This window comes from Pseudomonas farsensis (genome assembly GCF_014268805.2).
Taxonomy (GTDB): domain Bacteria; phylum Pseudomonadota; class Gammaproteobacteria; order Pseudomonadales; family Pseudomonadaceae; genus Aquipseudomonas; species Aquipseudomonas farsensis.
Map to the genome: position 1 here is coordinate 1053402 of NZ_JABWRF020000001.1, position 10271 is coordinate 1063672.

Here is a 10271-nt window from a genome sequence, read left to right on the forward strand (position 1 = left end):
GAGCATGGAAAAGTTTGTTCAAGGGCCCACGGACGACTTGGCGTCTGGTTGTGTTTTCAGATTTGCCGGTCAGTGGCCACATGAGGCTTGCGTGGACCTGATGCTGGTCAGCATGCCCGATGACTTCTCTGAATTCGGACTTGTGGTCACCACCGGCCACAAGGCAGGGCTTGTGCTGGTGCGTTTGCCCGAAGAGTGCGAATCAACGCGTTCGCGGGGGGTACGACACGACTGGTTGGTGAACAACTGGAGCAAATGGGTTTACCCGGAGTGCGATGTCGCCGATGTGTGGCTGCTTCGCCGATACGCGGTTCCCGACCTGCCTTGATAGCGGCCTGGCCATCGGCCAGGCCTCACGGCTGCTAGCGCTTGCCGAGAATCTCCCCGAGCATTTCCGGGCGCGGGGCCCCTTGCTGGCTTTGCACGTTGCCTTGCTCGTCCTGGTAGAAGATCGCAGGCGTCGCTGCCAGGCCCAGTTCTTCCATCAGCGCCGCATTGCGCTCAAGCTTTTCCTGCACAGCTTGCGGCACCGCGGTGAGCGCCTTGAGCGTGCTGCCCTTGCCGGCCTTTTCGTGGGCCTGCAACGCAGCCGCCGGGTCTTTGGCAGCCAGCAAGGCGGCTGATTTGCCAGGGCTGTAGGGGCGGATGATGCCGACCATGATATGGCGCAACTGCACCTTGCCCGACTCGACCCAAGGCCGCGCCTGTTGCCAGAACATGTTGCAGTACGGGCAGTTCGGGTCGCTGAATACATAGACGATGCGTGCGGCATCAGGCTTGCCGTCGGCGATCCAGGCGCTGTTGTGCATTTTTGCCCAGATGGCCTTGCTCATCGGCGCGTAGACCAGCTTTTGCAAAGGCTCGGCGCTCAGGTCCTGGCCGTTCGCGTCGAACAGGCTGCCCACCAGCACGTGCTTGCCGTCGGCGGTCAGGTACAGCGCGATGCCGTTGTTCTGGTACTCGGCGGCATAGCCGCGCAGGCCGTCGGGGGCATCGAAACTGCCTTTGATCACCGCGCCCTTGGCTTGCAGTTGCTGGATTGGCTTGGGCAGTTCTTCGGCGTGCAGCAGGGGCGCGGCGAGCAGGGCAACGGTGAGGGGCAGCAGGGCTTTGAAGCGCATGTCAGGGTCCTTGTGGGGCGGGCGAGCTTTCGAACGGCTCCAGGGCGCGGTGCAGGCTGGCCCGGGACAGCTCGCCCAGATGACTGCCGATCAGGCGGCCGTCGGCGTTGTAGAAAAGCGTGGTGGGCAGGGCCATGGAGCCAACCGTGCGGGCTAGCTCGCCGGTGCCGTCGAACAGCACGTGGGACAGCATCAGGCCGGTGGTGGCCATGAAGGTGCTGACGTTCTCGGGCGTTTCGCCCTGGTTGACGAACAGGAACGTCACATTTGGGTAGTCGTGCTGGGCTTGTTGCAGCACCGGCATTTCGCGTCGGCATGGCGGGCACCAGGTGGCCCAGATATTGATGACCAGCGGGCGGCCTTTGTAGGCGTGCAAGGCAACCGCCTGGCCGCTTTTGTCGCGCAGGCTCAAGGCCGGCAGTTCGGTACCCTTGCTGTACAGGTGGCTGGCAAAACTTGCCAGCACCCAGAACAACCCGCCGCTGAACAGCGCCCAGCCCAGCGGGCGGCGCAGGCCAGGGCGGCGCCAGCCTTGCCAGGCGGTGGCCAACGCCATGCCCAGCAGGCCGCTCCACAGCGAGAAGCCGCCGTCGCGGATGTCGATGATTTCAAGCGGGGCATCGCGGTACATCGGCCAGTAGGCCAGCACGAAGCCTGCGCGGGCGAACAGCACCCCGAGCAGGAACAGGTTGAACAGCGCCGACTCCGGGTTTTCGCCGCCACGCTTGGCCACGCGCCAGCCCACCAGGCTGGCGATACCCAGGGCTGCCAGCAGCAGCAAGTGGTTCAAGGCCATGGTCAGTGGCCCCAGGGTGACGGTGAGCATCAGCCTTGGCTCCTGGTCTGGGCCCAGTGTTGCAGGAAGGTGGCAGCGTCCACTTCACCCGTAATGCGCCGGGCGCGGCGCTCGTCGCCTTCCGGGCCGACCCAGACCAGGCTTGGCGGGCCGGGCACCTGGTAACGCTGCAGCAAGGCCTTGCTGTCGGGGGCATCCAGGGTGACATCCAGGCGCAGCAGGTGCACGCCATCGAGCGCCGCTTGCACGTCCGCGCGGGCGAAGACTTCGTTCTCCATGACCTTGCAGGCCACGCACCAGTCGGCGTAGTAGTCCACCAGCACCCACTGGCCACGGGCCTTGGCGGCGTCCAGCTCACGCTGCAAGGCGGCGGGAGTGCTGACGGTGGTGAAAGCGTCATGTTTTGCAGCAGATGTTGCAGGGGGGCCGTTGCCTGCGAAAGGTTGCAGTGGCTGCCACAGGTCGTTGCCCCCGGCAGCGGCGCCGATCAGCAACAGGCCGCCCCACAACGCCCCGAGCATTGGCAGCACGCGTAGTACGGGGCGGGTGTGCAGGGTAAGCCAGGCGGCCCATGCCAGGGCGATCAGCCAGGCGCCGGCCAGGGCCAACAGCAGGGGCGCTGGCAGCAGGCTGCGCACGGTATACAGCGCCATGGCCAGGAACACGAAGCCGAATACACCCTTGACCGCGTTCATCCAGGCCCCAGGGCGCGGCAGGTAGCGGTTGCCCAGGGTAACCAGCAACAGCAGCGGCAGGCCCATGCCCAGGCCAAGGCTGAACAGCACCAGCGCGCCTTGCAACACATCCCCGCTCTGCGCGATATACAGCAAGGCGCCCGCCAGCGGCGCCGTCATGCAGGGGCCCAGCAGCAGCCCGGACAAGGCTCCAAGCAGCGCCGCACCATACAGGTTGCCGCCACGGGTGCCCTGGCCGGCGCGGTCAAGGCGGTCGCGCAGGGCAGCGGGCAATTGCAGCTCGAAGGCGCCGAACATCGGCAGGGCGAGGGCGACGAACAGCGCAGCCAGGCTGCCGAGCAGCCAGGGTTGCTGCAGCCAGGCCTGCAGGCTGGCGCCGAGCAGCGCGGCGACCACCCCCAGTGCGGCGTACACCAGCGCCATGCTCAGCACATAGACGCCGGCCAGAAGCCAGCCGCGGCGAGCACTGGCGCCGTTGCCCAGTACCAGCCCGGCCAGAATCGGCAGCATCGGCAGTGAACAAGGGGTAAACGCCAGCAGCAGGCCCAGGCCAAAGAATGCCAACAGGCTCCAGGCCAGGCTGGCTTGTTGCAGGCCGCTGGCCAGGGCTTGATCGCTGGCCTGCTCGGCAGTGGCCGGCGGCTTGCCGCCGAGGTCGATGACCGTGGTTTGTGGTGGGTAGCACAAACCTGCGTCAGCACAGCCTTGCCAGCCCAGGCGCAGCTCGCCTGTGGCGCTGGCGGGGATCAGCAGTTCAAGCTGCTGGCGGTAGACACCGCTGTCGCCGAAGAACTCGTCGTGATGGTTATCGGCCTCGGGCAACTGCGGCTGCTGGCTGGGTTCGATACCGTCGAACTTGAGGCGTTTCTGATACAGGTAATAACCCTGCTGAATCTGGAAGAACAGACGCATCTGGCCGTCAGGAAGGCGGTCGTGGGTCAGCACGAAGGCTTGCTCGACCGGCAGAAAGTCCGGTTTGACCGCAAACGGGTTGGCCTGCAGGGGGCCGGATAGCAGAAGTGTCAGCAAGATCAGAAAAACACGCATGTCGACGCCTTTGTCACGCTTGGAGTGAGGCCATGCTGGCCGGGGCTTATTAACTGAAGGTTAACCTGTGCTCGCGGCGGGTGTGGCGTTTATACGCGGGACAAGCCTGCTCGCCACAACTATCGCTGGGGCGACTCTATGGTTTTGTGCAAGCTTGTGCAGGCCTCATCGCAGGCAATCGCCAGCTCCCACAGAGGCCATGTTCAACCGCAACCTTGCTGGTTGGACCCAATCCTGTGGGAAATGATAGAGAGTTGTGGCGAGCGGGCTTGCCCCGCGTTGGGCTGCGCAGCAGCCCTGAAAACCCAAGGGGCTGCTGCGCAGCCCAACGCGGGCAAGCCCGCTCGCCACAAGGAGATAGCCTGCGATCAGGCCGGAGCAGGCCTGCACATGACTGTGTCCCCCAAAACTGCCGGGTCAGGTGAATTTCCAGCTGTTGGCATGGCCCATTTCGGCAACCTGGTCCAAAGGGACGTTGTTACGGATGGCGCGGCTGAACGCCGAAAGGTTCATCGCCGAATGAATGTCATGTACCGGTGAAACCAGCAGTACACACAGTTCGCGCAGTTGCTTGAGCCATGGCAGGTGCTGGTCGATCACATCGTTGAACACGCCAGGCCCGGTCAGTTGGCTCAGCTTGCGGGCATAGGCGTCAAAACCCACCGGGTCGTCGAGGTAGTCCGGCCGCTGCAGGTAGAAATCTCCGGCACTGCCATAGCGTTTGAGAATTTCGTCGGAAATGGCATCCAGTGTCGGGTTGCCCGCATGGCTGCCGATCAGGCTGATGTTGTACTTGATGTACATGCCCAGTTGATCGTTGGACACCGGCGCTGCCAGCAGCAAGCCATCGGTGGTGGTGCTCAGTGGTGCACTGGCCAGTGGCGGCTGGCTGGGTGCACTGGCTGCCAGCAGGCGGTCGTCCGCGTCCATATAGATACCGCCATAATGTTTGAGCAGCCGGTAGCGCAGAATGTCGGTGGCCGAACTGAAGTTGCTCGCGCCGCCGCCGTTGCCGATGATGGCTGCCTGATATTGAGGGTAATAGGGCGATGCCTTGAACTCGGTGAAAAAGCCCTGTTCTTCAAGGTTCAGCACCTTCAACCCATGGGCACGAGCCCGCAGCAGGTTGATGTTCTGCTGGTAAATGCCTGACGACTGCCCCGACAACAACAGCTGGTAGCGAAAACCGCTGCCCTTGAGCACCGTGCTGTTGTGCTCAAGGGCGGCGAGATACTCCGGCTGGATCACCCGATCGCCAACCCAGACGCTTGAAATCAGGCGCTCGATGGGGGTGCGCACCAACCGCTCGTACTGGCCGAAGTCCACTGGCAAGCGCAGGTCAATGCCCAGCGCGCGCAGGGTAGCCATGCGTTGTTCATCGGTAACGGTGCGGTCGGTTTGAGCCAGCCGCGCCAGGGCGCTGGTGCTGTGCTCGCTGACTATCCAGCGTGGTGGCTCGCTAAGGTCCTGGTCGCTGATGCGAATGAAGCAGTCATTGACGTAGTCATACTCCACCCATTCGCTGGTAACCTGGCCATTCTCGCTGATCCAAGCGGCAAAGCGGTGCCCGAGGTTTTCGTCGATGCGCGCTACCAGTGCCGACACCAAGGTGGAGGACACCACTACGTCCTCGCGAAAGGCCGTTTCAGCTGGCAACAGGTTGACTTCGGGAGGTTGCACTGCGCTGCCGACCAGCTCGGTGATACGGGTGCTGGCGACAAAGCCTGGGCGGCAGTAGCGGAACAGCATGTCGGGGCGCGCGGCGACGCTGCCGAGCAACTGCGAGGCGTTGAACAGCCCGAAAACCTGCTCGTTGACGCCTGCGGTGCGTATGTCCAGCGTCTTGCCGTTTACCGTCTTGTCCATGCCCAGGCTGAACTGGATCAATCCGCCGACGGCCAGCAGCGGGGTCAGTTCCGGTAGCACCATGCACACCGGCAGCAGCAGGGTTACCGCCGCATTGAGATAGCTGCTCCAGCGCGATTTATCGATTTCGTGGTTGCTGGTGATCAGCGCGTCGGCGTCCTCATAGGAGCGTTGCAGGTGACGCAGGGTGAGGTACTCGAAAAGGTCGCTGGTGATCGGTTCGAGGTATTTGTCCGACTTGTAGTCGATCATGTGTTGCGGGTCCCACACGCCACTCGTGGCAAAGCCGGGGTGGTTTGGGGAGAAACGGTGCGGCTCGGGGAAAAGGCCCAGACCGGCGAGTGCTGTACGCAGGCCGCTGAAGTCCAGGCCGTCGGGCCAGTCGGCGGGCGAAAACATGTGCAACAGCACCTCGCGCCGACGGCTGTCGCGGCACTGTTCGGCAAACCAGGTCTTCATCACGGCAAGGCTGCTGAACTCGTGGAGCGGCGAGGCGTTACCCGGTACATAAAGTACGCAGTGCCCTGACTCGCGCTCCAGCAGCACCATCGAAGTCGAGTGGTAGCCATAGACATTGAGCATCGACGCTTTGAGCGGCTGCATATCGATGGAAACCAGGCCTGCGGCTTGCCACACCATCATGCGCCCGGCCAGGCTCAGGGTGCCGGCAAACGCCTGGCGGTTGGCCGCCGCGATGAAGTTGATCTTGATCGCACGTTGATACAGCGCCTGGCTCTTTTTCCAGTAGGTGTCCAAGCTATGTTTGTAGAGGTGGTGAAAGTGCTGCTTCCAGATGAACGCCTGGAAGTCTTCGGCGCGAATGTCCACGCGCGTCTGCGCGCTGTAGACCTGCGGCTGTGTGCGTCGATACAGGCCGTTGAACACCAGGTAGCCGGAGGTGTTCGAAAGCGCCGCAGGTGGCTCAAGCTGGCTGACGATGGTGAGGATACCGTCAGGCTCGATGCCTGCCCAGTCGCCATAGTGAAACCCTTCATAGCCTGCGGCTGTTTCGCCTTGCCAGTTGCCCAGCATCGCTTCGACCAGGGTCATCTTCTGGCGGATCAGCGCCTGGTTGGGATGCCCAGCGGGCTTTTGCGCTGAAGGGTCGGATTGGTAGCGCAAGGTGACAATGTCGATGTCGTTGGCCGAAATGTTCACACCTTTGGCCGATAGCCATTCGGTCAGCACGCTTTCGGCGAGGCTGTCCGGGCGCGGGAAGTCAGCCAGGGCTGCACGCACCAGGTGCAGGTTGTTTTCCGGGATCGATTGCATGGGGCAGGGCCTTTCAGAAGGGGAAAGGCCAGAGGGTCAACCAATCGGCAGGCGGCGGGGGCTACATATCGCTCGGGGGTGGCAGCAGCAGCTTGCCGGGAGTAACGTCGCGCGCTGACGGGGCACTGTCGTCAAAGCCTGCTGGCACCTTGCCGCGCAGTTGCCACGCGAAGGCGATGATTTCGGCGATGGTCAGGTACAGCGCTTCGGGGATCTGCTCGCCCAGCTCAAGGCGCGCCAGCAGGCGCACCAGCTCGGCGTTTTCGTAGATGGGCACTTCGTGCTCGCGGGCCAGGGCCAGGATCGCTTCGGCGAGTTCATCGTCGCCCTTGGCGCTGAGTGTCGGGGCCTGTTGCCCGTCGTAGCTCAGGGCGATGGCCTGGCGTGGTTGCGTGTATTTCATGCGTTTTCATCCACCCAACGTTGTTCCAGGCGCGTCCGGGGGCCTTGTGGCGGGGTGCCGGGGTGACATTCCAGGTCGCCAACATCCAGGCCACGGGCCAGCAGGCGCTCACGCAGGGCGCTCAGTTGGCTGTCGATGAGCCGCGCCGTGCGTTCCTGCTCGGCCCACAGCTGCCCCGACAGGCGCCCCTGTGCCAACTGCGCCTGCACCTGTAGCGGGCCGAGCGGGGCCAGGTCGAAGGCAAGCTCGATGCGCCACAGCGCTGCCAGCGCATCGTGGTCATCCCGGGCACGTTCGCGGCCAGCTTGCTGCTCGGGGGTTTCCTCACGTTGCAGCTTGAGCTGCAACGGCACGAACTCCTGGCCGTGGCGGATGGGCACCTCGGTTTGCCAGCTGGTTTGCAGGTTGCCGTTTTCCAGGGTGCCGGTCTGTTGCAGGCTCGACAGGGCGTGGCTCTGCAGACGTGAAACCGCGCTGGCCGCCAGGCGCAGCAACTGCTGCAGGTCTGCTTCGTCTTCCAGGCTTTGCAGCAGGCGCGAGGGCAGCGGGAAAGCGCCGGGTTGTTGCCGTGGGGTCACCTGGCCAAGCATGCCCAGGGCGCTGCGGGCAAAGCCGGGCAACGCCTGTGGCAGGGCACTGGCGAGCAGCGCCGGGTTCGCCGCGATGCCGCCCGGGGGGGTTGGCAGTTGTGTTATCAGGCGCAGCAGTTGTGCCTTGAGGTCCGGCGCAAGCGAGCTGCCCAAACCACCGAGCAGCTTGGCTTCCAGAAACGCACCGCTGTTGTTCACCGCCTGCGCCAAGGTTTTTGGGTCACTCAACTGGCGGGCGTCCGGCAGGCCCGCCAGCAGGCGCTCGGCGCTGGCGCGCAGTTCGGCCCCAGTGTCGGGCGAGCGCGCCGTCTGTTGCAGTGCTGCCAGCAGGCCCGGCAGGGAAGCCTGCTGGCTTTGTTGGTTGAGCAAATGCTGAGCGACCGCCAACTGGTCCTGGCGGCCACTGAGCGGTACAAAGCGTAATGACTGGTCGCCCTGTACCGAGGCGCTGAGCAGGCTGCCTACCGCCAACGGCCGCGGGCTGTCGACGGTCAGCGTAGCGCCGGCCTGGCTGCTGTTGAGCAACGTCACCAGCGAGCGGTAGCTGGCCGGCTCACCTGGGGTCTGCGCAAGCGCCTGGGTGGTGACGACCTTGCCTTGCAGCAGGGTACCCACCGGGGTCTGGCTGGTATCGAGGCGGGTGAGCGTGGCTACGTTGTTGGCCCTGGTGGTCTGCACCAGCACCGCCAGTTCGTTGCTTTGGGTTTGCGTGACGCTGATCTGGCTGCCCAGCGGAAAAGGGCTGCTGGAGCTGGCCTGCACCTGCAACTGGGCACCGTTGCCCTGGGTCAGGCGCAGCATCATCTGGAAGTCCTGGCCGACCTGGCGCAACGACATCACCTCGGCGCGCGCCGTCTCGCCGTTGGCGACCACCGGTTGCGGTTGCAGCAGGCGCAGCAGCTCGCCGGTCATGGCAGCTTTGGCTGCTGGTGCGCTTAGCGCAGTTTGTGCGCCGAGACTATTGATTTCAGTCATGATTGTATACAACCTGTCGAACCAGCTCTCGTGGCAGCGGGGCACCCGTGCAATAATGCCGCCCGCCCGCCTGCCAGTATAACGGCAGTGCGTGGAGCGACTTGAGACACTGGGCTCATTGGCGCTGGCGTGCAACCGCGATGAAGACGCCAGCGACGGTGACCCGACACAGCATAAGGCGATACCGTGACCCTTCATCTTCAAGCCGTGGACCTTGCCTGCGAGCGCGACTGGCGGCTGCTGTTCGAGCACCTCGACCTTGAACTGCGCCCTGGCGATATGCTGCAGATCGCCGGCCCCAATGGTAGCGGCAAGACCAGCCTGTTGCGCCTGCTGGCCGGGCTGATGCAGCCGACCGAGGGGCACATTCTATTCAATGGCAGCCCACTGGCCGAGCAACGCCATGCCTTGGCCAGTACCCTGTTGTGGATCGGCCACGCGGCCGGCATCAAAGAGCTGCTCAGCGCCGAAGAAAACCTCACCTGGCTATGCGCGCTGCATCAGCCCGCCAGCACCGAAGTCATTTACCAGGCGCTGGAAGCGGTAGGCCTGCGCGGCTTCGAAGACGTCCCTTGCCACACCTTGTCTGCCGGCCAGCAGCGCCGCGTGGCGCTGGCCCGCTTGTACCTGCACAGCCCGCCGCTGTGGATTCTCGACGAACCGTTCACCGCCCTGGACAAACAAGGCGTGGCGCAGCTTGAAGCGCACCTGGCTGCGCATTGCGAGCAGGGCGGTACGGTCGTGCTGACCACCCACCACAGCCTGGAGCTCAAGCCTTCGGGTTACCGTGAACTGAACCTGGGGCAATGGGCGGCATGAGCGTATTTGTTCTGTTGTTGCGCCGTGAAGCGCGCTTGTTGTTTCGCCGCCCGGCCGAGCTTGCCAACCCGCTGGTGTTCTTTGCCATCGTCGTGGCGCTGTTCCCGCTGGCGGTCGGCCCGGAAAGCCAATTGTTGCAAACCTTGTCGCCGGGGCTGGTGTGGGTGGCAGCACTATTGGCCGTTCTGCTCTCGCTGGATGGGCTGTTTCGCAGCGATTTCGAGGACGGGTCCCTTGAGCAATGGGTGTTGTCGCCGCATCCGCTGGCCATGCTGGTGCTGGCCAAGGTGCTTGCCCACTGGATCTTTTCCGGCCTTGCGCTGGTATTGTTGGCGCCGTTGCTGGCGTTGATGCTGGGCCTGCCGGCCAGTTGCCTGCCCGTGCTGCTAGCCTCTTTATTGTTAGGTACCCCGGTGCTGAGCCTGCTGGGCGCGGTGGGTGCTGCCTTGACCGTTGGGCTCAAGCGAGGCGGGTTGCTGTTGGCGCTACTGATTCTGCCTTTGTATATCCCTGTATTGATCCTGGGCAGTGGAGCGTTGCAGGCGGCGTTGCAGAATATGCCCGCCACCGGCCAACTGCTCTGGCTCGCCAGCCTGACTGCCCTGACCGTGACACTTGCACCCTTTGCGATCGCCGCCGGCCTGAAGATCAGCGTCGGCGAATAACGAGTTTCGGGCACCGCAGCCC

General features: G+C 64.0%; 9 protein-coding genes. 3 read left to right on the forward strand and 6 right to left on the reverse strand.

The genetic code is table 11. From position 1 onward, the window contains the following. Positions 1–4: 4 nt before the first annotated feature. Positions 5–328, forward strand: a complete 324-nt coding sequence (imm45, locus tag HU719_RS04640; RefSeq protein ID WP_186536495.1) for an Imm45 family immunity protein — start codon at positions 5–7, stop codon at positions 326–328. 34 nt (positions 329–362) lie between these two features. On the opposite strand, the gene dsbG is transcribed toward imm45, so the two are convergent. The 6 genes from dsbG to fliK all read right to left on the reverse strand — a co-directional run bounded on the left by dsbG (position 363) and on the right by fliK (position 8765). Next, positions 363–1121: a thiol:disulfide interchange protein DsbG gene (gene dsbG / locus HU719_RS04645; protein ID WP_186536496.1), complete on the reverse strand. Its 759-nt coding sequence runs from the start codon at positions 1119–1121 to the stop codon at positions 363–365. Between the two features lies 1 nt (position 1122). Then, on the reverse strand, positions 1123–1947 hold the full coding sequence (locus tag HU719_RS04650; RefSeq protein WP_186536497.1) for a TlpA disulfide reductase family protein: 825 nt from the start codon (positions 1945–1947) through the stop codon (positions 1123–1125). Continuing rightward, the gene (dsbD, locus tag HU719_RS04655) at positions 1947–3659 is read right to left on the reverse strand and encodes a protein-disulfide reductase DsbD (protein ID WP_186536498.1); all 1713 of its coding nucleotides are present in this window, start codon (positions 3657–3659) and stop codon (positions 1947–1949) included. The genes HU719_RS04650 and dsbD overlap by 1 nt, the downstream gene beginning before the upstream one ends. A gap of 417 nt (positions 3660–4076) precedes the next feature. Next, positions 4077–6797, reverse strand: coding sequence for a dermonecrotic toxin domain-containing protein (locus HU719_RS04660; RefSeq protein WP_186521953.1), 2721 nt, complete (start codon positions 6795–6797; stop codon positions 4077–4079). 61 nt (positions 6798–6858) lie between these two features. Then, positions 6859–7200 carry an EscU/YscU/HrcU family type III secretion system export apparatus switch protein gene (locus HU719_RS04665; RefSeq protein WP_186537135.1) on the reverse strand — a complete coding sequence of 114 codons (342 nt, stop codon included), beginning with the start codon at positions 7198–7200 and terminating at the stop codon, positions 6859–6861. Next, entirely contained in the window at positions 7197–8765 is a 1569-nt protein-coding gene (gene fliK, locus HU719_RS04670) for a flagellar hook-length control protein FliK (RefSeq protein ID WP_186521955.1), read from the reverse strand. Before fliK ends, HU719_RS04665 begins: the two co-directional genes overlap by 4 nt. A 186-nt stretch (positions 8766–8951) precedes the next feature. On the opposite strand from fliK, the gene ccmA reads away from it, so the two are divergent. Then, complete coding sequence (gene ccmA, locus HU719_RS04675; protein ID WP_186521957.1) at positions 8952–9584, forward strand: cytochrome c biogenesis heme-transporting ATPase CcmA; 633 nt, start codon at positions 8952–8954, stop codon at positions 9582–9584. Beyond that, positions 9581–10249: a heme exporter protein CcmB gene (gene ccmB, locus HU719_RS04680; protein WP_186521959.1), complete on the forward strand. Its 669-nt coding sequence runs from the start codon at positions 9581–9583 to the stop codon at positions 10247–10249. Before ccmA ends, ccmB begins: the two co-directional genes overlap by 4 nt. Positions 10250–10271: the final 22 nt, after the last annotated feature.

Excerpts from the sequence above, each read along its gene's own strand:
- HU719_RS04665 (WP_186537135.1), bottom strand. The coding sequence starts at position 7,200 with ATGAAATACACGCAACCACGCCAGGCCATCGCCCTGAGCTACGACGGG.
- dsbD (WP_186536498.1), bottom strand. The coding sequence starts at position 3,659 with ATGCGTGTTTTTCTGATCTTGCTGACACTTCTGCTATCCGGCCCCCTG.
- HU719_RS04660 (WP_186521953.1), bottom strand. The coding sequence starts at position 6,797 with ATGCAATCGATCCCGGAAAACAACCTGCACCTGGTGCGTGCAGCCCTG.
- dsbG (WP_186536496.1), bottom strand. The coding sequence starts at position 1,121 with ATGCGCTTCAAAGCCCTGCTGCCCCTCACCGTTGCCCTGCTCGCCGCG.
- imm45 (WP_186536495.1), top strand. The coding sequence starts at position 5 with ATGGAAAAGTTTGTTCAAGGGCCCACGGACGACTTGGCGTCTGGTTGT.
- HU719_RS04650 (WP_186536497.1), bottom strand. The coding sequence starts at position 1,947 with ATGCTCACCGTCACCCTGGGGCCACTGACCATGGCCTTGAACCACTTG.
- ccmB (WP_186521959.1), top strand. The coding sequence starts at position 9,581 with ATGAGCGTATTTGTTCTGTTGTTGCGCCGTGAAGCGCGCTTGTTGTTT.
- fliK (WP_186521955.1), bottom strand. The coding sequence starts at position 8,765 with ATGACTGAAATCAATAGTCTCGGCGCACAAACTGCGCTAAGCGCACCA.